Source organism: Bartonella bennetti (assembly GCF_045945445.1).
Lineage (GTDB): Bacteria > Pseudomonadota > Alphaproteobacteria > Rhizobiales > Rhizobiaceae > Bartonella.
Genome location: NZ_CP174576.1, coordinates 1,197,603 through 1,217,794, shown reverse-complemented (window position 1 = coordinate 1,217,794; position 20,192 = coordinate 1,197,603). Strand labels below are relative to the sequence as shown.

The following is a 20,192-nucleotide window of genomic DNA, read 5'->3' as shown; positions in this document are numbered from 1 at the left end:
TCTATTTTAATAATCTAAGGCGCAATAATTCTTTAAAGAAATCTCAATGTATAGTGCGTTTTATCAAAAGACAATGTGAAATTCTATTTGCGTTCCTGAAAATTTAATAAAATCAATGTATTATATAAATGCAAAGCATATGGTGCCCAAAAGAGGATTCGAACCTCCACGCCTTATGGCACAGGTACCTGAAACCTGCGCGTCTACCAATTCCGCCATTTGGGCAATAAAATTCATCTAAGGCTATGAAATACTTCTGTCAATGTAATGACGCTTAAATTTTTTTCAAATCTTCAAAATAGTTTTATTTTCAGTCTTTTGATATAACTTTATATATCTTGTGAGATATTTATATCTTGTATGTTCTTGTACAAATGAACTGAAAGATAAGTATTTAACGAATTATACAATAGAAGGCTGTCTCTGTTTCAGAAATCAAATTTTTTAAGGGTTATCAAGGAGAATGAATCTGTGCAGAAGAATGGTAGAAATGCCTTGCAAACCGCTACAACATATTCTTCATATATCAGAAAATATTGATATAAAAATTTTTAAGCCTTGATCCTTTGCTTTACAAAAACTTCCAAGACTTATCATCAAAATAGAACTCATCTTTCACTCAGTAAGCCTAAAACAATTAATGGTAATAATTGTAGGAAATTACTCAAAATTTTAGCATATCAATTAAATAAAGCAAAAGATATTACAAAAATTATTAAGAAAGCCAAAGAAGTATACCAGAAAGAAAAAATACTCAGAGCTCATTATTCTAAAACGATGACTATGGTTTTTAAAAGTAAGGTTTTAGATTTTTTATATTCATGGAAAGAGCTGTTATTGGACATATTCATTTGAAATAATTGTTTCTATATTCATTTTAGTAGTTTAAAGCGCAATGACTTCTTTTGATTTAATTGTTGAATCAGTGTTGAATTCATAAATAATAGGAATTCCAGTTTCTAATTCTTGAGACATAATTTCTTCACTATTTAGACCTTCAAGTGCCATAATAAGCGCACGAAGAGAATTACCATGCGCTACGACAAGAACAGTCTGAGAACGTAAAATATGAGGTTGAATATGATAAAGATAATAGGGCCAAACACGTGCACCAGTATCGCGCAAGCTTTCTCCATTAGGGGGAGCAATTGTGTAAGAACGACGCCAGATATGCACTTGTTTGTCTCCCCATTTTTGACGTGCTTCATCTTTATTTAAACCAGATAAATCACCGTAATCCCGTTCATTCAATGCTGTATTTTTTACTAAGTGAAGATTTGATTGCTCTAACTGTTCTAAAATGTGCTCTGCAGTTTTTTGAGCGCGTTGTAAGGCAGATGTATAAACGATATCAAATTTAAATCCGGCTGCTTTTAAATTTTTCCCTGCTGTTATTGCTTCTTTATGGCCTTTTTCTGTTAAAGCTGGATTTTTCCAGCCGGTGAAGCGATTAGCTAGGTTCCATTCGCTTTGTCCATGACGAATTAATACAAGTCTGCGTCCCACGTTGAAATTCCTATGATCATTGTTGTTATGAAAGTTAATCTTTTAATCCTAGAACATCAAGCATTGAATAGAGGCCATTTTTACGCTCTTTTGCCCATAATGCTGCTTTTAATGCACCATTAGCAAAAATAGAGCGTTCTTGCGCTAAGTGTGAAAGAACGATGCGTTCATTTAAACCTGCAAAAGTAACACTGTGATCGCCAATAACTGTTCCACCTCGCGAGCAGATAAAGCCAATAGTGCCTTTTTTACGTTTACCTGTATGGCCATTGCGTTTGCTAATATTGATATCTTTAAGTGTCATATTACGCCCTTTAGCTGCTGCATTGCCAAGAAGAATGGCTGTACCAGAGGGAGCATCAACTTTTCCAGCATGATGCATTTCATAAATTTCAATATCAAAATCATCAGCTTCTAACGCTTTAGCTGCTTTCTTTACAAGATTAGCTAAAAGATTAATACCAAGACTCATATTGCCAGATTTGACAATAGTTGTGTGCTTCGCAAAAGCAGCAATTTGCCTTTCCTCTTTTTTACTAAATCCAGTCGTTCCAATAATGTGGATAAGGCCTTTTTGGGCTGCATAATCTGCATAAATGATACTCGCTTGGGGTTGAGAAAAGTCTAAAATACACTCTGCATTAGAAAAGGCATCTTCAAAATCATCAGTGATGCGAATTTTCAGTGGATTTGAACCAATCAATATGCTAGCATCTTCTCCTACAAAAGGTGACCCTTTGCGTACAATTGCAGCACTCAGTTTTACGTCTTGCCTATATTGGAGAGCTGTAATCAGTTCTCTTCCCATTTTCCCATTAGCACCAACGATTGCAAGGCGCATATTTTTCTCCTTATGACATTCTATGTTAAATTATAGGCAAATTTTCTTTTTTTTCCAACTGCTCTTTAATTTATATAAAGATAAAGAAACACCCTTTAATGCATTGTTTTATTATAAATTACTGCGTTGTTTGTTCTCCTATTTTGTCATTTTAGTCGTTATAATGACATCCTAAATTTGCTTTTGAAAGATTATTACCTCAGTTGAAGAAGAGGAATCTCCATTTGATATTAAAGAGATAGAAGCACTCAATCTTTCTAGAAAGAATGAGTGCAAAACAATAATTAGATTATCAGATATAAGCATTTGCATAAAAGGTATAGGTTACTTTCAATCGGGCAGAACATTTATGTATTAAAACTAATCTAAACAGGAAATTAATATCTAGTTTAATAATTAATATATATTTTTCAATTCTTTATTTAGTTCATACTACTGCTTTCACAGCAGATTTTATTGGGAAATTGAAGAAAATTTTTATTTGTACGAAAGGCAGTTTTTAATCGTATTATGCAATTGTTCAATAGAGATCACTTTTAAAATAAAAGATTGAGCTATAAGCTTCTAGTTAGAAGTCGAGATCAGTATAGTGAGAACTAGGCGCAGTCCCCCGAACGCGGTCCATTAAAAGAGGCCGAAAAGAAGGACGAGATTTAATTCGCATATACCATTCACGGGCAGCAGGAAAAAGTTTCCAATCAATTTCTGCTAAAAAGTCAAGTACAGAAACAGAAGCTGCAGCTGCTAAATCGGCATAAGATAGTTCCGATCCAGCTAGCCAGTCGCGGGATGCACAAAGCCAATCTAGGTAATTCATATGTGGTGCAATATTAGCTCGAGCATTCCGTAAAATTTGCGAATTGGGCGCTCCACCACCAATAGCTAACGGCATTTCACGTTTATAGATTCGTTCTCGTACAATATGGCGTGTAGCTTCATTTTCAAATTTATTTAAAAACCAATCAATAAGGCGACGTACTTCGGCTCGCTCTAAAGAAGTTTCAGGAAAAAATCTCTTTTCTTGCCGCAGACTACCACGTGTTTCATCTAAATACTCGTAGATCACAATGGCGCCTGATAATGGAACTTCACGTTCAGCAAGAAGGACGGGTAAATGTCCTGCTGGATTAAGCGTAAGAAACTCATTCCTCCTTGCCCACTCATGTTCTTCAATTAGGTGAGTAGCCACACTATATTCTTCAAGAACAATGCGTATAAAACGGGAAGCAGAAGAGAGAGGATAATGAAAAAGTGTTAGCATAATTTATACGATCAAATAGAGTCGGTGGGTTCTTTTAAATAATAAAACGCTTTTATAAAAGCGCTTTGCTATAAGCACAAGACTATTAACAATTACCAGCTATGTTTATAACACATTAATTAAAGACGTGTTTGTTATGTAATGGCTTGTATAATGGCTGTGCGTAATTCTTCTAAACCAGAAGCTTTTTCCGCGGAGGTTACTAGAATTTCGGGATAGGCTGCTGAATGTTTAAGAAGTTTGGTTTTTGTCATCATTATTAAAGCTTCAAGCGTATTTAATTTAATTTTATCACTTTTGGTTAAAACAATTTGATAAGAGACTGCTGCTTTGTCAAGAAGATTAAGAGTATCAGTATCGTTCTTTTTAATTCCATGACGTGAATCAATCAAAACATAAACACGTTTGAGTGTTGTACGACCCCGTAAATAGTCAAAAATTAAATGTGTCCACGCATTAATTAGATTTTTTGGAGCTTCAGCAAAACCATAACCTGGCATATCTACAAGTGCGATAGGAGGAAGATTGTGTGTTTGTTCATTAAAACCATCGGGTATGAAATAATTTAATTCTTGGGTACGTCCTGGTGTATTAGAAGTACGTGCCAAATTTTTTTGTTGAACTAAAGCATTGATAAGAGAAGATTTTCCAACATTAGAGCGTCCTGCAAAAGCAATTTCTGGTGGTCCTTCGGGTGGTAGAAATTTCATTGTAGGTACACCGCGAATGAAAATCCAATTGCGGACAAAAAGCCCAGAAAGCTTAGGATCTTGCATCATTTTTGTATTTCTTTTTTAGATTTTTTTTGCACAATAGCTTTCAGATTATCAAAAAACTCAATTTTTACGCCTTGACATTTCATTATAATGCTTTGCTGAATAATTGATAATATATTGTTCCATGCCCAATAGATTACAAGACCAGCTGGGAAAGAAGCTAGCATAACGGTGAAGATAACTGGCATCCATCTAAAAACGATAACTTGTGTTGGATCTTGAGGAAGCGGATTCATCTGCATTTGTAGGAACATTGTTATCCCCATGATTAAAGGCCATGCTCCTAGAATAAGAAATGTTGGTACTGCATAAGGTAATAAGCCAAATAAATTAAAAATAGAAGTTGGGTCAGGTGCTGCTAAGTCTTGAATCCAACCAAAGAAAGGCGCATGTCGCATTTCAATGGTAATATAAAGAACTTTATAGAGAGCAAAAAATATAGGGAATTGAACTAGTATAGGCCAGCAACCTGCAAAAGGATTAATTTTTTTTGTTTTATATAATTCTATGATTGCTTGTTGTTGTTTATTCCGATCATTTGCATACTTTTCTTTAATTTCTAGCATCACCGGTTGTATAAGTTTTATACGCGCCATAGATTTATAAGATTTATGAGCGAGTGGAAATAAAAGTATTTTCAAGAGCACTGTAATAAGCAGGATAGCAGCACCAAAATTTCCTGTATATTTATAAAGTATGTCAATAAGAGCAAACATCGGCTTGGTAATGAAATCGAACCAACCCCAATCAATGAGAAGACTAAATTTATTAATTTTTAATTGATTTTGATAGTGATTAATGATTTCAACTCGCTTTGCACCAGCAAAAAAACGGTTGATGATGGTTTTTGTTTCATGGGGAGGAACTGTTAAGAGCGCACTTTGCAGATCGGATTGATAATGGGTATTCAATCGATCAAAATAAACAAAACGACTTGTATATTCTTTATCTTGTGGAGGAATAACTGCTACAGCCCAATATTTATCGGTTATACCAATCCATCCTCCTGTAATGTTAGGAAAAATAACACTTTTCTGACCATTTTTAGGATTAGGGCTAAGTTCTGCTAAGGCTGTATATTTTTCAGTTTTAAGCGAATCACCTGCGATACCAATCATACCTTCATGGAGTAAATAGGTTGCATTTGTATCTTCTGGTGGAGCAGCGCGTGCAATTCGAGCATAAGAGGAAAGATATATAGGGCTACTACTTTCATTGCTAATAGAATCTTTAATGGTAAACATGTAATGGTCATCGACTGAAAAAGTACGGTGAAAAATTTGCCCCTGTCCATTATTATAGACTAAGGTGATGGGTGTTGAGGGTGTTAATGTTGTATTGTGACCTTCAAGTTGCCATTTTGTATTGGATTGTGGCAAGGCCTTTGCTGGTAAGGATGAACTCGTAAAACCGAATTCAGCAAAATAAGCTGTTGGAAGTCCGCCAGGATTCAATAAAGTAATTTCTGGTGATTTTTTATCTACTTTTAGGCGATATTTTTTGAGTAGAAGATCGTCAAATTTCCCACCGACAAGATTAATAGAGCCTTCAAGTTCATTAGTTTTAATTAAAACACGGTTTGTTTTGGCTAATTCCGCTTGACGAATTTCAGGTGTTATAGGGAGATTAGCTACAGGCACTGTGTCATCTGTCATTGCATTATTAGAAAAATGCGTATCATTCGTAGGAAGTGTTGCATTATGGTTTGATAATTTTTGTGCGATTATTTTTGATTCTTGCAATTTTGCTTGTTGAGGAACAATGTACAAAAAATGCCATGCAACGAAAACCACAAAAGATAGTCCAATGGCGATAAAAAAATTGCGGTTATATTCCATTTATATTATCCTACTACCGTTGTTTTTCTCGTTTTTGGCTTTATTCGTCGGCTTAATTCGCTAATGAGAAGTGTAAAAGGCGCATGGAGAACATTACGGTGGGCAATAATAACGTAATCAGTTCCTGCTTCCATCTCATTTGTTAGTCCAACTCGAACAGCTTCACGCAAACGTCTTTTAATACGATTACGTTGAACAGCATTGCCATTTTTTCGTGTTACAGTAAAGCCTACACGTGCGGTAAGAGGATATTTGTTTTTTGTTGTCTGTTCACGGCGCTTTATTTCAAGTAAAAAAAAAGGACCACGCCGCTTCTCTCCTGTGTGTACAGCCAAAAAATCTACTCTCTTGCGAATGCGACAAGGGCACTTTTGTTTCATATAAAAGATTCTTTGCAGTTTTGCTAAATGCTTATTCTATAATTTATAGACCCCAATCTTTATGGACAAAAGCAAATATTTCAGTTTATTGTGAAATTACAGTTAAGCAGATAACCGCTTGCGACCACGAGCGCGCCGAGCTGCAATAACTTTACGCCCACCAGCAGTTGCCATACGAGCACGGAAACCATGACGACGTTTACGAATAAGTTTAGAGGGTTGGTAAGTACGTTTCATTTATTTAAAACCGCGGTGTACGGCCCTTCTTGGTTCTATTATATGCTTGATAAAAAAAATTATTTACCAAAAATTTCTAAAGTGAACATTGTTTTCAATAAAAGAAAACATCAAAAAAGTCAATTATAGAGTATTTGTCAGCAATGTGAAAACAAACCTTTATTAATATGCATTTAAGTTATTTAATACGCATTTAATTTGTCGCTTTATTGAGAAAAAATGATCATTTACTATATAATTAATTTATCTTCGTTTTTTGCATTATATTAAATATTCAACAATTGAGATGTAAGATAAATTCTGCATTGCTTTTGCATAAGAAAAAGGCTTTCATTTTTCATAGTTTTATATTTTAAAATTGTTTTATTTCGAATTATCAGATTTATTGTGCTTTTGGATACAGTATCATTGCTTTCACAGGAGAAAATTAGATAAGCAGTTGACTTGAATGTTTTTCATCCTTATTGCTGCATTATCTAGTATTTGTATAGAGAGGAAAGAGCGTGGATTCTGTTACACGCGAGGTTATCCGTCAAGAATTACATAAAGTTAAAAGTCCTAGTTTTGAGAATGATATTGTATCACTAGGACTTCTTTCAGAAATATTTATTGCTGATGGAAAGGTTTTCTTTTCAATTACTGTTCCTGATGGATATGTGCAGGAATTTGAACCATTGCGTTGTGCTGCTGAGGAAGTTGTATCTGCCATAGAAGGAGTTAAAGCCGTTATGGTTACGCTTACGGCAGAAAAAAAATCGAGGGTATTTTCTTCTCAGGTAAATAAAAATACAACTGTTTATACACCAAAACGCAAAGGAGGTGGTGCTTTACTCATGAAGACACCAATAGAAGGTGTGCGACATGTTCTTGCAGTTGCTTCTGGAAAAGGGGGGGTTGGTAAATCTATAATGGCAATAAATATTGCATTAGCTCTACAAGATGCTGGTTTTAAAACGGGTTTAATGGATGCAGATATTTATGGTCCATCTCTGCCACGTTTGATAGGACTTATTAATCAAAAAACAAGAATGGTTAATGGTAAAAAGCTACAACCTCTTGAAAAATTTGGTCTCAAATTAATGTCGATGGGTTTTTTGATTGAAGAGGAAAAACCGATAGTGTGGCGTGGTCCTATGGTAATGGCTGCAGTAACTCAATTACTTAGAGATGTTTTATGGGGACCTCTTGATGTTTTGGTGGTTGATATGCCTCCAGGGACAGGAGATACGCAATTAACACTTGTTCAGCAGGTTCAGTTAACAGGTGCGTTGATTGTTTCGACACCACAAGATCTTGCTTTGGTTGATGCACGCAAAGCAATAGAAATGTTTATGAAAGTTGAAGTTCCTATTTTGGGGCTTATTGAGAATATGAGTTATTTTATTGCTCCTGATACTGGGAGACGCTATGATATTTTTGGTTATGGTGGAGCGCGATCAGAAGCAGAAAGTCGGGGAATCCCTTTCTTGGCAGAAATGCCACTTGATGCAATTTTACGGTCTTCTTCAGATGATGGTGTGCCAATTTTTGTTGCTGATCCTGAAGGGGAGTATGCCAACCTTTATCGTACAATGATTCACCAGGTGAAAAATAAACTTTCTTGAATTTTTATTTTTCTCGTATGGTTCATTGAGACCAAATGATCATGAAATTTAAAGGAGTATTTTTATGGGAGCGACAGTGAGTGGACGTCTTATTGTTGGATTAGATGTTCCAGATATGAAGCAAGCAGAAAAAATAGTTACACAATTAGGTGATTATGTCAGTTTTTATAAAATTGGTTATCAATTTGTTTTTTCTGGAGGAATGGAATTCATTAGAGATCTTATTCAAGCGCGAAAAAAAGTATTTTTTGATATGAAACTATTAGATATTGATCATACGATTGCGAGAGCTGTAGAGAATATTGCAAAATTGGGTGTTTCAATGCTAACGATCCATGCTTATCCACCAGCTATGCAAGCAGCTGTTTCAGCTGCTCAAGGAAGCGACTTATGTTTGTTGGGGGTGACGGTATTGACATCAATGGATGAAGTTGATCTGAAAAATGCCGGTTATAGAGAGAATTTAGCAGATTTAACAATTAAAAGAGCTGAACAAGCTCGAGAAGCAGGAATGGGTGGAATTGTTGCATCAGCCCGTGAAGCAGCCAATTTGCGGAAGATTATTGGAACTGATATGGCCTTAGTAACGCCAGGGATTCGACCTGCAGGAAGTGATAGAGGTGATCAAAAACGAGTGATGACTCCAAAGGAAGCATTAGATGCTGGTGCAAGCCATCTTGTAGTAGCACGACCGATTATTCAAGCGATCAATCCCTTAGCTGCAGCAAAAGCGATTTTGGCAGAAATGGCTGATCATTATCAGTGAAAATTATGGATGTAATCTTGTAGAAAAAGAGAACACCTAGGATAAAGAAAGAGCATGAGTGAAAAAACATATTTTATAGGTGCTCACGCTTATTCTGCACCTGTTATAGAATTAGGGCTTTATTTGGTAGCAACACCTATCGGCAATCTAGCAGATATAACTATTCGTGCTTTACAAGTGCTTGCAGGAGTTGATATTTTAGCTTGTGAGGATACGCGAGTAACGCGTGTTTTATTGGATCATTATGGTATTCGGAGAAAACTCTTTCTTTATCATGAGCATAATGCACAAAAAGCACGATTGATGTTGTTAGCAGCGTTGGCAGAAAATAAAACAGTGGCACTTGTATCAGATGCTGGAACTCCTCTTATTTCTGATCCTGGGTTTAGATTGGTAGAAGAAGCACGGAAAGCAGGTCATAAAATTATCCCAATTCCCGGTGCATCAGCTTTTTTAGCAGCTATTGTAACGACAGGTCTTCCTACGGACAGTTTTTTCTTTGCAGGTTTCTTGAGCGCGAAAAAAGCGCAACGTCAGAAGCAGTTAGAGCAATTAAAGGCTGTTCCTGCAACTTTAGTTTTTTATGAATCTCCCCATCGTCTTGTAGAAGCTTTACAAGATATGGTTACTATTTTTACAGCTGACCGTCCAGCCGCAATATGTCGCGAATTAACTAAAAAGTTTGAAACAGTCGATGTTTCTACTTTAGGAAGTTTAGTTGAAAATTATCAAAAAAAAGACCGTATTCGTGGGGAAATTGTTATACTAGTTGGAGGAGAAACAAATTCTTTCGAGGCAATAGGTGCTCATGAGATTAATAAGATATTACTAGAGTTAGCAAGTGTTTATCCTGCAGCTAAAGCAGCTGCTTTAGCTGCAAAGAAAACAGGGTGTAAAAAACAGGAACTTTTTCAGCGTTTAACTCTTTTAAAGGGAAGAAGAGATGAGGCAAAAAAAACGTAAGCAAGTCTCTTTTTATCGGGGTCTTCGTGCGGAAAGATGGGCAGCTTGGTGGTTGCGTTTGAAAGGATTTCGTATTGTTAAAAGGCGTTTTAAAACAAAATGTGGTGAAATTGATTTAATAGCAAGACGTGGAAATCTTGTTTTAATTGTTGAAGTAAAAGCGCGTTCAACATTGGCTGAAGCAATGACTGCTGTTTGTCGAACAAGTGAAAAACGTATTGAGGCAACGGCTGATATTTGGCTTGCTCAACAAAAGGATCGTTCCCTTTTATGTGTGCGGTTTGATTTGATTGCAATTTTGCCATGGTGTTGGCCTCAGCATATTCCGGCATTTTTTAAGCCTTATCAATAAACATATTGCACCCTAGTCGCTAAAGATATTCTGTTTTGTATGCGCATAGACTGAGAGAGAAGAAGAGATATTTCATCAAGATGAGGAAAAAATATGGATGATTATGAAAAGTTTGCAACAGGATTACTAATTGTTTTTGGAATGCTGATTATTAGTGGTTTAATGGCAGTGCATATTGTGACTATGAATAAACCCGGTTTTTTATTTGCATTATTAGCGGCTATTATTGGTTGGTTTTCTGCTTTTCCAATTTTATTAGATAAACCTAAAATTTATTTAGGAATGATTATTCTTGCCATTCTATCTGTTGCTGCTTCTATCAGCACTTATATTAAATGAAACAGAGCGAGTTAAAGCGATTTTTATTTATATGCATGCCTATCTAATAGGCATGCGCTATCCATATTGTATATAAAGATAACAGATTTTAAAAGATAAGAACAGAAAAAGGGTATATTTATTTTTTCATCACGCTATGGCTATAGTGTTAGGATTAACCTATAGAGGTTTTGACAGCGCAAAGTTTGTTTTCAAAGAGATGATTTCTTTTTATTAGAAAGAATTTTGTGTTAATCTGTAGTCGTAATAAGCTTTACTTATGGGGATGAGAAATAGAAATGAGAATTGGTTTTCTTGGGACGGGTACAATTAGTGCTGCAATGGTGGATGGTTTAATGGCAAGCACTTTTGATGTGCAGTCAATTATCATTTCTCCGCGTAATGCACAGAGGGCAGAGCATCTTGCGCGTGTATATGAGAAGGTCACGATTGCGGAAAATAACCAAAAATTATTGGACATGAGTGATTGTGTTTTTCTGTGTTTGCCCAATCAAATTGCAGAAGAGGTATTGCGTTCTCTTTCTTTTCGTTCGGATCAGCTTGTTGTTTCTGTTCTTGCAATGGCACCAACGGTAGAAATTGAGGGATGGATCAACCATAAAGTTTATCGCGCTGTTCCACTGCCTTTTATTGCGGAATGCAAAAATATAACACCAATCTATCCGGATCATCCATTTTTACGTACGATGTTTAATGCATTAGGAGGTGTAATCATCCTTAATGAAGAAGATCAGTTTAATCTTTTCATGACGGCGGGTTCATTGATGGGGGTTTATTTTAATTTTATAGAAACAGCATATCAGTGGTTGGTCAATAAGGGATTAGATCCAATTTATTCAAAAAATTTTCTTACTATGATGTTTGCTAATCTTTCCGATGAAATGCGCAAAGAGACAGAAGCCAGTCACTCAACAGCTGTTAATTTTTCCTCCTTTGAAAGAGAATTTTCAACGAAAGGAGGAACCAATGAATTTTTATCGAATTGCTTTTCTCATCAAGGTGGGCAACGTGCTTTAACAATGGCTCTTGAGAAAACTTTGCAGAAAATAAAGGTTTGTCCACAGACTGAATAAAAAACTTGATTAATTATTTTTTATTTGATATTGTAACTGCAGTGATAGGTTGAATTCCATTTTATTCAATAGGCATGATGTCGCTCTATCATTCGCTGCGTAGAACAGCATGTCCCTTTTTTTATTTTTTCGTTATAGGGACGATATTATGGGTACAAGTTTACTTACAAATAAATCTGCAATAACCGCATTGCAAACTTTACGTAACATTGATGCTAATTTGGATCGGTCGAAAGATCGTGTTTCGACAGGTTTGCGTATCAATAATGCTTCTGACAATACTGCATATTGGTCGATTTCATCAATGATGAGACATGACAGTAACACGATGAGTGCTATTGTGGATGCAATTAACTTGGGTAAAGAACAAGTTGGTATTGCTGATACGGCAATTAGTCTTACTAAAGAAGCTCTTGATGATATTCAAAAATCAATGGTTTCCGCTCGTGAAAAAGGAAGTGATGACATTGCCAAGATTCAGGATTCCCTTATAGGAAATATGAGAAATATTTCTAATGCAGTTCAATCAGCTTCTTTTGGTGGAAAGAATATTCTCTCCAATGGAGGTCAAACTGTTGGTATGGCAGCAGGGTATCGTCGTGAAGGTACAGCTGTTTATGTTGATATGATTGATATTGGTGGCCCAGAATTGAATTTTGGTGTTATTGGTCCTGATGGTACGATTGATATGACTCAAGGTGTCTTGGGAGGTATTTTTGGAACCAGTGGAGAAGGTGTCGCTGCGAAGGGAATTGAAGAATTCAGTGCTGCGCATGCTACGTATAAGGCATTAGAAGATACTGCAACGAAGGCAAAGGCTGATCTTGCTAAGGCAGAAGCTGCGCTTGCTGCCAATCCTGAAGATGAGGCAGCTAAAAAGGCTGTAGAAGATGCTAAAAAAGCTGTAGAAGATGCTGACAAGGCTGTGGAAGAAGGCAAAAAAGCATACGATACAGCACAAGGTGCATTCCAAGGTGTGCTTAATGGTATGACTTTAGCTGATTTTACTGAATTAGAAGGTGTTGGCGAGTTACATACAGATATACAACGTATGATCATGACAAGTGTTCAGAATACAGTACGTGATGCAGTTAATGTGACTTTGACTGCAGGTTCTAAAATTGGAGCTGCTGTTAATTTGGTAAATATTCAGTTAAACTTTGTTAAAAAGTTGCTAGATAATATTGAAGTAGGTATTGGTGCGCTTGTTGATGCTGATATGAATGCAGAATCTGCTAAATTGGCTGCTCTGCAAGTTCAGCAGCAGCTTGGTATTCAAGCTCTTTCTATAGCTAATCAAGGAAGTCAGAATATTTTAGCTTTGTTTCGTAATTAATTTGAGTATAGTTTTAGTAGTAGAGTAGAAAGGCTATGCATTGCATAGCCTTTTTTAGGTATTGCAAATAGAGTAAGTGATGAAGTGAGCTAGATGGGAAATCTACTGCAATTATCCAAAGCTTATGTTTGAAGATATAATGTACAATGTTATTCTTTTTGTTTTAGGAATTGATTACATCAATTATGCAATATTAAAAATATTAAGAATTTTTTTGAATAAAATGCATTCTTGATTGAATTTATAATATCTAATTTTTGTAGCAAAGATACTTCGTTACATATTTTGATAAACAGGCCCTTCATTGCCCTGTGGACAGACCCAATGAATATTTTGATTAGGATCTTTTATATCACAAGTTTTGCAATGTATGCAGTTTGAAGCATTGATCATATAAGTTTCATGATCATTATGTTTTATCCATTCATAGACAGCGGCAGGACAGTAGCGTGTCGAAGGACCTCCATAGACCGCATATTCAGAGCTTTTTTGTTTTTCTATGGAAATTACTTTGAGATGGCAAGGTTGGTTCTTTTCGTGGTGTGTATTGGAAAGAGCTATACTAGAAAGACGATCAAAGGTTACAACACCATCTGGTTTAGGATAAGCAATAGGATAAAATTTTTCCTCTGGTTCGAGACATTCATAGTCTTCTTTTTCATGAGGCAGTGTTCTAAATAAAGAAAAACGGAAAAATTTTTGCCACCATAAATCAAAACCCGCTAGCATGATACCGTATTTGGTACCGTATTTTGCCCAGAGTGGTTTAACATTTCGTACTGCATAAAGATCTTTGCCAATAGGACTTTTGCGCCAGTGGTCTTCAATTTCTGTAATTTCATCATGGGCACGACCTTGGGTAAGAGCTGTGGCGATTTTTTCAGCCGCTAATATGCCAGATAATATAGCATTATGTGAACCTTTGATACGAGGTACATTGACAAAACCGGCAGAACAGCCAATAAGCGCTCCACCAGGAAAAGTCAGTTTTGGAACAGATTGCCATCCTCCTTCACTGATGGTGCGTGCACCATAAGCAAGACGTTTTGCGTCTTTAAAGAGTTCGTAGAGTTTAGGATGCGTTTTAAAACGTTGAAACTCTTCAAAAGGAGAGAGATAAGGGTTTTTATAGTCCAAATGCACGACAAAACCAACAGAAATCAAATTTTCTGCTTGGTGATAGAGAAAACCTCCACCACCAGTATCATTATCCAATGGCCAACCAGTGAAATGTTGAATTAAACCGAGCTTGTGTTTTTGAGGGTCAATTTCCCATAATTCTTTAAGTCCGAGACCAAATTTTTGTGGTTCCCTATCTTTGCTAAGATTAAATTTTTGTATGAGTTTTTTAGCAATGGAGCCACGTGCTCCTTCTGCAATCAGGGTATATTTTGCCAATAAAGCTGTTCCTGGTATATAATTTGTTCCAGGAGTTCCATCTTTTTTAACACCCATATCGCCTGTAAGGACACCAATAACAGCTCCGTGATCATTGCAGAGAATATCGGATACTGGAAAGCCAGGATAAATTTCAACACCCAATTCTTCAGCTTTTTTGCTTAGCCAACGACAGACGTTTCCGAGAGAAACAATATAGCAACCATTATTTGATAAAATTGGAGGGCGGAGAATATTAGGAAAAATTTGGGCATTTTGAGGTGTGAGTAGAAAAAGCTGATCGCTACTAACAGGCGTTGCGAAAGGATGATTTTGCTCATTTCTCCATTCTGGCAAAAGTGTATCGATACCAATGGGATCAATGACTGCTCCTGACAGAATATGCGCCCCAATTTCTATGCTTTTTTCTAGTATTATAATAGAAAGTTCAGGATTGATCTGTTTTAAACGGATAGCAGCAGAAAGCCCTGCTGGCCCTCCACCTACAATGATGATATCGCATTCTATAGTTTCATGCTGGGGATGTATCTCTGCACTCATGTCTTACAAAGCTTTTTCCAGTTCAGGAATAATATGATGAAGATCACCTACAAGAGCGTAATCAGCAATATGCATAATGGGAGCCTCCTCGTCATTATTAATAGCAACAATGGTTTGTGCATCCATTATTCCAGCTAGATGCTGGATGGCACCGGAGATGCCAATAGCAATATAGAGTTTGGGAGCAACGACTTTTCCTGTTTGTCCGATTTGCCAATCATTAGGGGCATAGCCTGCATCGACGGCTGCTCGGCTTGCTCCTAAGGCAGCTCCGAGCTTGGTTGCAAGCGGCAAAAGTAGTGCTTTAAATTGCTCTTCCGAACCGAGACCTCGTCCACCTGATACAATAATTTGTGCTGAAGTAAGATCTGGACGATCACTTTTGTTTATTTCTTCTTTGACGAAGAAAGAAAGATTTGGGTTAGGAGCTGGTGTTATTGTTTTAATAGGGGCAACATTTCCTTTGGCTGTTGGCGGGAAAGAAGCCGTACGTACTGTTATAATTTTTTTACGATCATTTGTGCGTACGGTTTCAATAGCATTACCAGCATATATTGGTCGTTTGAAGGTATCAGATGCGACAACAGCAATAATGTCTGAAATTTGCATGAGATCGAGAAGAGCAGCGACGCGTGGCATGACATTTTTTCCAGTCGTTGTTGAAGCTGCCATGATCACATCATAAGCGCTCGCTTGTTCAACAATTGTTGCTGCCATGGGCTCAGCTAATTGATGTGCTAAATAATCAGCTTCGGCAACAAGTACCTGTCGAACGCCAACCAATTGAGCACAGTTTTCAGCAATAGCATGAACCTTCATTCCACAAACGAGAATGTCTATGTCCTTACCAATTAATTGAGCAGCAGTGAGAGCCTTCGCTGTTTCTTGTGCTAAGGAATGGTTATTGTGTTCAGCTAATAAAAGAATTGCCATAAGTTTTTGCCCTTTTATGCGTTATTACTTTTGATTATTTGTTAGCATACTTTAAATGCAATTTATTTTTTTGAGTACATTAATAAGCTCAGTGACATTTGCTACTTTTATACCAGTTTGACGGGGTTGGGGTTCTTCAATACTAAGCATTGTGAGGCGTTTTTGCGTATCAACACAAAGATTAGCAATATCCTTTTGCTCAATGGGTTTCTTTTTAGCTTTTATAATATTAGGAAGGGAGGTATAGCGTGGTTCATTAAGCCGCAAATCAACAGTCATAACCATGGGAAGAGGAAGACAAATAGTTTGTGTGCCGTTATCTACTTCTCGGGTGATTTGAGCTCGTCCATTTTCTATATTTAAACATGAAGCAAAAGTTGCTTGTCCCCAACCAAGAAGACCTGCGAGCATTTGGCCAGTTTGATTGCATTCATCATCAATGGCTTGTTTCCCTAAAAAGACCATATCTGGTTTTTCTTCAAGAATAATAACTTTTAAAGTTTTAGCAATTGCTAAGGGTTCGAGTATTTCATCAGTTTTTACAAGGATAGCGCGATCTGCTCCCATTGCAAGTCCTGTTCGTAAGGTTTCTTGTGCTGCTTCTGGTCCAATTGAGACAAGAATAATTTCTGAAATTTTTCCAGCTTCTTTTTGTCGAATTGCTTCTTCTACAGCGATTTCATCAAAAGGGTTCATAGACATTTTAACATGGGATAAATCAACGCCTGTGCTATCAGATTTAACACGTATTTTGATATTGTGATCAATAACACGTTTGACAGCGACAATTATTTTCATGACGATCCTCTTTGTTTATGTGTCTACGAGTTTATAGTAATAATTATGAGAAACCAAATCATTTAAAATTGAATTTTATCATACTTATTTTTAGTTATATAAGCTTCTCTGTGTTTATTTGTATTTTTCTCTTTCTATTTTTAACGCATAATTTTTGTTTAATCTCAATGTTTATTATATTTGATTGTAAAAATACGTTTAGCCTACTTAATCTTATACAATTATTTTCAATTTTTTTATTATTTTTAAAGCTCTATTTACTAAAATAGATCACATTTTTCATTAATTAATGTGATTCATATTGAATATAAGTAAGAGGTAGAATCTGTGAATATTAAACATGATGTGCTGAAGCCAGTTAAGCAAAAACATTGTTTTACTTCTACTGTTAATCAAATTCAGGAAATACAAGCACCTTCTGAAATAAGGATGTCAGATATTTCTGCTAAGTTACGTTATGTTTATGAAAAAATGCAGATAAAAAAAACGCATAGTCAGTTGGCTAAGAAGAGCTCTGTAGATGATAGTATAAAATCTTATTTAAATGAAATTAGTCGGGCAATTTTAGCTGAGCATTACGCTCGGAATCAGAAAGAAAAAAAGCTTTTTGAGGATTTAGAGCAGATTAAAACATTAGTGCAGACTCTTCTTTACGAAAAAGAAAGTTCGCAAAAAACAATAATAAAACAGCGCAAATCTTCTTCTCAATCAATTAATTCAGCTGTACGCTATCTTGCACATATGGTCTGTGAAGAAAATAAGAATTCTCAATCTTATAAAACATCCAGTATTTTGAAAAAAGATACAATGCAGCCAGTACAAATAAATAACGGGGATACATTAGAACAAGAGAATATAAATTCCTTATCAACGGATTTTGTAAAACCATTGAAAAATTCTCTAACAAATAAAAATTCACCCGATGTTCAATTCTTAAGTGGTTTCTTTGCAGGGGTTCGGCGTGCATTTTCTTTCAAAGAATAGTCGTTAGAATATACTTTCACGTTATCATGTAATCTTATCTGTTATTAGTTTTGGTCTGTTGCTATTCAGTTATATTAAAGGATATGAGAGATGTGTTATGAATATTAATTCATAGCTTGGTGGAAATAGGCACGATGTTAAAGTTATATTATAAAAATAAAGAATATTGAAAGAAGAAGTTAAAAACAAATCTTAAATTTTTGAAGATTTTGAATTAGTGAGTATTTATTTACCAATTGCTGAATTGTCATTGAGTATGCTAATTTTAATTGGCATGGGGGCAGTCGTTGGTTTTTTTTCAGGACTTTTTGGAATTGGTGGTGGTTTTTTAATTACGCCTTTATTGATTTTCTATGATATCCCTCCTACCATTGCTGTTGGAACAGGAGCTAATCAGGTAATCGCGTCATCTGTAACGGGAGCAATTACGCATTTTAAAAAACGTACTCTTGATATTAAACTTGGTATTCTTTTGGTAATTGGAGGGGGAATTGGATCTTTTATCGGTATTCAAGTTTTTTCTCTTCTTAGGAAAGTAGGGCAGTTAGACTTTATTATTTCACTTCTTTATGTCTTGCTTCTTGGAAGTATTGGGAGTTTGATGATGATTGAAAGTCTATGTGCTATGATGCGACAGCACAAAAAAAAAGAAATCACTCCTCATCCTCCTAGTTATTATAATTGGATCGATCGATTGCCGTTTAAAGTTTATTTTCAAACATCGATGATTTGTGTAAGTATTATTCCAGTTTTAGGAATTGGTTTTATTGTGGGGCTGTTATCCTCTATTATGGGTGTTGGTGGGGGATTTATTACGGTGCCAGCACTGATTTATCTTTTACATGTTCCAACTAGTGTTGTGGTTGGAACTTCACTTTTTCAGATGACGTTTGTATCAGCTTTTACTACTGTTTTGCAAAGTGTTAGTAACCAGTCAGTTGATATTGTTTTAGCTTTTTTACTTACAATTGGAGGAGCGATTGGAGCCCAATACGGAGTAAGGGCTGGACAAAAGTTAAAAGCAGAACAATTACGTCTGGCACTTGCGTTTCTTGTCATAATTGTATGTATGCGTTTAGCTTTCCAATTATTTATACGCCCTGATAATCTTTTTTCTCTTGTTATTCTTATGAGATAATAATGGATAAATTATTCCTCTTATTTATCATGACAAGCTGGTTTTGTGTCGTTTCTTTTTCTATAAAGGCACAGGGCAGTGAAGGAATTATATCAGGAGAGAAAGAAGTTGTTCAAATTATTGTTACAACAAATACGATCACAGTTGGTGCAAATTTTTCTGGTCATGATCTATATATTGCTGGTGTTTTAGAAAATATGAATCCGTTATTTCGTCGACAAGATCGTTACGATGTCATTGTTAGTTTAGAAGGGCAAACTCGATCGATGATTGTGCGAAAAAAGAAACGTAAGGCAGGAATATGGATTAATGCAGATTGCGTAACTTTTAAAAATGCTCCACTATTTTACTCAGTGGCAACGACGCGTGAAATTGATAATATCACTGATGCTGAGAGTTATAAACGTTTAGGTTTAGGGTTATCTTATTTTTTTCTTTCAACTGATGAAAAAGATCAAGAAAAAATACAAAGTTTCCGTAATGAGTTGATAAATTTACAGAAAGCTAAGAATCTCTATCATGAAGAAGTGGGTGGTGTTTATTTTGGTTCTGGTTCATTATTTACAGCACATTTTCAATTACCTGCAAATATTCCTGTTGGGCGTTATCATGTGAATGCTTACCTTTTCCGTGATGGGCAGTATATAAGTAGTGCGACAACTACTCTTGAAATTGTTAAAGCACATATTGTCTATACAATTTTTCATGAAGCGCGCAAACATAGTTTTTGGTATGGAATAGTTGCAGTTTTTGTTGCTATGGCTACAGGATTTTTATGCCGTTTTGCTTTTCGGAAAGACTAGAATAAAGAAAAACTCTAAGGCGTTTAATTTTTTGTTGAATGATTCTATAAAAAAGAAAAATAATATTGTTGTACTGCTTAAATATAAACTTCCTTTTCTGAGAAATTATTCAATAAATCAATATTTATATGCGATAAGAGTGAATGTGATATTGATGCTAAAATAATATGGAAGAGATTTAAAAAAATTATAATTCCCGTTGTCGGTAAAGATTAAAAAGTTTATTTTATTCTAAAATAAGGTGAATAGGTTTTTCTTCAAAAAGATGTGCTATATACAAAAAATAATGACAACATATGTAATCTTATCACTGCACTTTAGTCTAT

General features: G+C 35.7%; 20 protein-coding genes and 1 tRNA gene. 10 read left to right on the top strand and 11 right to left on the bottom strand.

What is annotated here, in order from left to right; all coding sequences use genetic code 11:
- Positions 1–140 precede the first annotated feature (140 nt).
- The 8 genes from ACJTDF_RS05435 to rpmH form a co-directional block, all read right to left on the bottom strand.
- Positions 141–225, bottom strand: a tRNA-Leu gene (locus tag ACJTDF_RS05435).
- Between the two features lie 660 nt (positions 226–885).
- Entirely contained in the window at positions 886–1,506 is a 621-nt protein-coding gene (locus ACJTDF_RS05430; RefSeq protein WP_407965300.1) for a 2,3-bisphosphoglycerate-dependent phosphoglycerate mutase, read from the bottom strand.
- A gap of 34 nt (positions 1,507–1,540) precedes the next feature.
- Positions 1,541–2,347 (bottom strand): 4-hydroxy-tetrahydrodipicolinate reductase, encoded by an 807-nt coding sequence (gene dapB / locus ACJTDF_RS05425; protein WP_407965299.1) that lies wholly within the window; start codon positions 2,345–2,347, stop codon positions 1,541–1,543.
- Between the two features lie 568 nt (positions 2,348–2,915).
- A complete protein-coding gene (locus tag ACJTDF_RS05420; RefSeq protein WP_407965298.1) occupies positions 2,916–3,608 on the bottom strand; it encodes a glutathione S-transferase family protein in 693 nt (230 codons plus the stop codon).
- A gap of 134 nt (positions 3,609–3,742) precedes the next feature.
- Positions 3,743–4,387 (bottom strand): ribosome biogenesis GTP-binding protein YihA/YsxC, encoded by a 645-nt coding sequence (gene yihA / locus ACJTDF_RS05415; protein ID WP_407965297.1) that lies wholly within the window; start codon positions 4,385–4,387, stop codon positions 3,743–3,745.
- On the bottom strand, positions 4,384–6,222 hold the full coding sequence (yidC, locus tag ACJTDF_RS05410) for a membrane protein insertase YidC (protein WP_407965296.1): 1,839 nt from the start codon (positions 6,220–6,222) through the stop codon (positions 4,384–4,386). The genes yihA and yidC overlap by 4 nt, the downstream gene beginning before the upstream one ends.
- A 5-nt stretch (positions 6,223–6,227) precedes the next feature.
- Positions 6,228–6,602, bottom strand: a complete 375-nt coding sequence (gene rnpA, locus ACJTDF_RS05405) for a ribonuclease P protein component (protein WP_407965295.1) — start codon at positions 6,600–6,602, stop codon at positions 6,228–6,230.
- Between the two features lie 102 nt (positions 6,603–6,704).
- Positions 6,705–6,839, bottom strand: coding sequence for a 50S ribosomal protein L34 (gene rpmH, locus ACJTDF_RS05400; protein ID WP_078680626.1), 135 nt, complete (start codon positions 6,837–6,839; stop codon positions 6,705–6,707).
- A gap of 503 nt (positions 6,840–7,342) precedes the next feature.
- Here rpmH and ACJTDF_RS05395 point away from each other — a divergent pair.
- The 7 genes from ACJTDF_RS05395 (at position 7,343) to ACJTDF_RS05365 (ending at position 13,272) form a co-directional block, all read left to right on the top strand.
- Entirely contained in the window at positions 7,343–8,443 is a 1,101-nt protein-coding gene (locus ACJTDF_RS05395) for a P-loop NTPase (protein ID WP_407965294.1), read from the top strand.
- Positions 8,444–8,507: 64 nt separating this feature from the next.
- The gene (pyrF, locus tag ACJTDF_RS05390; protein WP_407965293.1) at positions 8,508–9,209 is read left to right on the top strand and encodes an orotidine-5'-phosphate decarboxylase; all 702 of its coding nucleotides are present in this window, start codon (positions 8,508–8,510) and stop codon (positions 9,207–9,209) included.
- A gap of 54 nt (positions 9,210–9,263) precedes the next feature.
- Entirely contained in the window at positions 9,264–10,172 is a 909-nt protein-coding gene (gene rsmI / locus ACJTDF_RS05385; RefSeq protein WP_407965292.1) for a 16S rRNA (cytidine(1402)-2'-O)-methyltransferase, read from the top strand.
- The gene (locus tag ACJTDF_RS05380; protein ID WP_407965291.1) at positions 10,153–10,524 is read left to right on the top strand and encodes a YraN family protein; all 372 of its coding nucleotides are present in this window, start codon (positions 10,153–10,155) and stop codon (positions 10,522–10,524) included. The genes rsmI and ACJTDF_RS05380 overlap by 20 nt, the downstream gene beginning before the upstream one ends.
- Before the next feature lie 93 nt (positions 10,525–10,617).
- Positions 10,618–10,863: a hypothetical protein gene (locus ACJTDF_RS05375; protein WP_407965290.1), complete on the top strand. Its 246-nt coding sequence runs from the start codon at positions 10,618–10,620 to the stop codon at positions 10,861–10,863.
- Positions 10,864–11,141: 278 nt separating this feature from the next.
- On the top strand, positions 11,142–11,936 hold the full coding sequence (locus ACJTDF_RS05370; RefSeq protein ID WP_407965289.1) for a pyrroline-5-carboxylate reductase: 795 nt from the start codon (positions 11,142–11,144) through the stop codon (positions 11,934–11,936).
- Positions 11,937–12,084: 148 nt separating this feature from the next.
- Entirely contained in the window at positions 12,085–13,272 is a 1,188-nt protein-coding gene (locus tag ACJTDF_RS05365; RefSeq protein ID WP_407965288.1) for a flagellin, read from the top strand.
- A 276-nt stretch (positions 13,273–13,548) separates the two neighbouring features.
- Here ACJTDF_RS05365 and ACJTDF_RS05360 read toward each other — a convergent pair whose 3' ends face one another.
- Genes ACJTDF_RS05360 through ACJTDF_RS05350 form a run of 3 tightly spaced genes read right to left on the bottom strand, consistent with a single transcriptional unit; the run spans position 13,549 to position 16,941 of the window.
- Positions 13,549–15,210, bottom strand: coding sequence for a 4Fe-4S dicluster domain-containing protein (locus tag ACJTDF_RS05360; protein ID WP_407965287.1), 1,662 nt, complete (start codon positions 15,208–15,210; stop codon positions 13,549–13,551).
- Positions 15,211–15,213: 3 nt separating this feature from the next.
- Positions 15,214–16,143: an electron transfer flavoprotein subunit alpha/FixB family protein gene (locus tag ACJTDF_RS05355; protein WP_407965286.1), complete on the bottom strand. Its 930-nt coding sequence runs from the start codon at positions 16,141–16,143 to the stop codon at positions 15,214–15,216.
- A 51-nt stretch (positions 16,144–16,194) separates the two neighbouring features.
- Complete coding sequence (locus tag ACJTDF_RS05350; protein WP_407965285.1) at positions 16,195–16,941, bottom strand: electron transfer flavoprotein subunit beta/FixA family protein; 747 nt, start codon at positions 16,939–16,941, stop codon at positions 16,195–16,197.
- A 327-nt stretch (positions 16,942–17,268) separates the two neighbouring features.
- Between ACJTDF_RS05350 and ACJTDF_RS05345 the strand changes: the two genes are divergently transcribed.
- From ACJTDF_RS05345 to ACJTDF_RS05335, 3 genes are all read left to right on the top strand, one after another.
- Complete coding sequence (locus tag ACJTDF_RS05345; protein ID WP_407965284.1) at positions 17,269–17,925, top strand: hypothetical protein; 657 nt, start codon at positions 17,269–17,271, stop codon at positions 17,923–17,925.
- Positions 17,926–18,142: 217 nt separating this feature from the next.
- Entirely contained in the window at positions 18,143–19,063 is a 921-nt protein-coding gene (locus ACJTDF_RS05340; protein ID WP_407965283.1) for a sulfite exporter TauE/SafE family protein, read from the top strand.
- Positions 19,064–19,065: 2 nt separating this feature from the next.
- Positions 19,066–19,866: a TIGR02186 family protein gene (locus tag ACJTDF_RS05335; protein WP_407965282.1), complete on the top strand. Its 801-nt coding sequence runs from the start codon at positions 19,066–19,068 to the stop codon at positions 19,864–19,866.
- The last annotated feature ends 326 nt before the right edge of the window (positions 19,867–20,192 follow it).

Coding starts and splice junctions, on each gene's coding strand:
- ACJTDF_RS05335 (WP_407965282.1), top strand. CDS start 19,066: ATGGATAAATTATTCCTCTTATTTATCATGACAAGCTGGTTTTGTGTC.
- ACJTDF_RS05375 (WP_407965290.1), top strand. CDS start 10,618: ATGGATGATTATGAAAAGTTTGCAACAGGATTACTAATTGTTTTTGGA.
- ACJTDF_RS05370 (WP_407965289.1), top strand. CDS start 11,142: ATGAGAATTGGTTTTCTTGGGACGGGTACAATTAGTGCTGCAATGGTG.
- ACJTDF_RS05355 (WP_407965286.1), bottom strand. CDS start 16,143: ATGGCAATTCTTTTATTAGCTGAACACAATAACCATTCCTTAGCACAA.
- ACJTDF_RS05420 (WP_407965298.1), bottom strand. CDS start 3,608: ATGCTAACACTTTTTCATTATCCTCTCTCTTCTGCTTCCCGTTTTATA.
- dapB (WP_407965299.1), bottom strand. CDS start 2,347: ATGCGCCTTGCAATCGTTGGTGCTAATGGGAAAATGGGAAGAGAACTG.
- ACJTDF_RS05350 (WP_407965285.1), bottom strand. CDS start 16,941: ATGAAAATAATTGTCGCTGTCAAACGTGTTATTGATCACAATATCAAA.
- ACJTDF_RS05380 (WP_407965291.1), top strand. CDS start 10,153: ATGAGGCAAAAAAAACGTAAGCAAGTCTCTTTTTATCGGGGTCTTCGT.
- ACJTDF_RS05365 (WP_407965288.1), top strand. CDS start 12,085: ATGGGTACAAGTTTACTTACAAATAAATCTGCAATAACCGCATTGCAA.
- rpmH (WP_078680626.1), bottom strand. CDS start 6,839: ATGAAACGTACTTACCAACCCTCTAAACTTATTCGTAAACGTCGTCAT.
- pyrF (WP_407965293.1), top strand. CDS start 8,508: ATGGGAGCGACAGTGAGTGGACGTCTTATTGTTGGATTAGATGTTCCA.
- yihA (WP_407965297.1), bottom strand. CDS start 4,387: ATGATGCAAGATCCTAAGCTTTCTGGGCTTTTTGTCCGCAATTGGATT.
- rsmI (WP_407965292.1), top strand. CDS start 9,264: ATGAGTGAAAAAACATATTTTATAGGTGCTCACGCTTATTCTGCACCT.
- yidC (WP_407965296.1), bottom strand. CDS start 6,222: ATGGAATATAACCGCAATTTTTTTATCGCCATTGGACTATCTTTTGTG.
- ACJTDF_RS05360 (WP_407965287.1), bottom strand. CDS start 15,210: ATGAGTGCAGAGATACATCCCCAGCATGAAACTATAGAATGCGATATC.
- rnpA (WP_407965295.1), bottom strand. CDS start 6,602: ATGAAACAAAAGTGCCCTTGTCGCATTCGCAAGAGAGTAGATTTTTTG.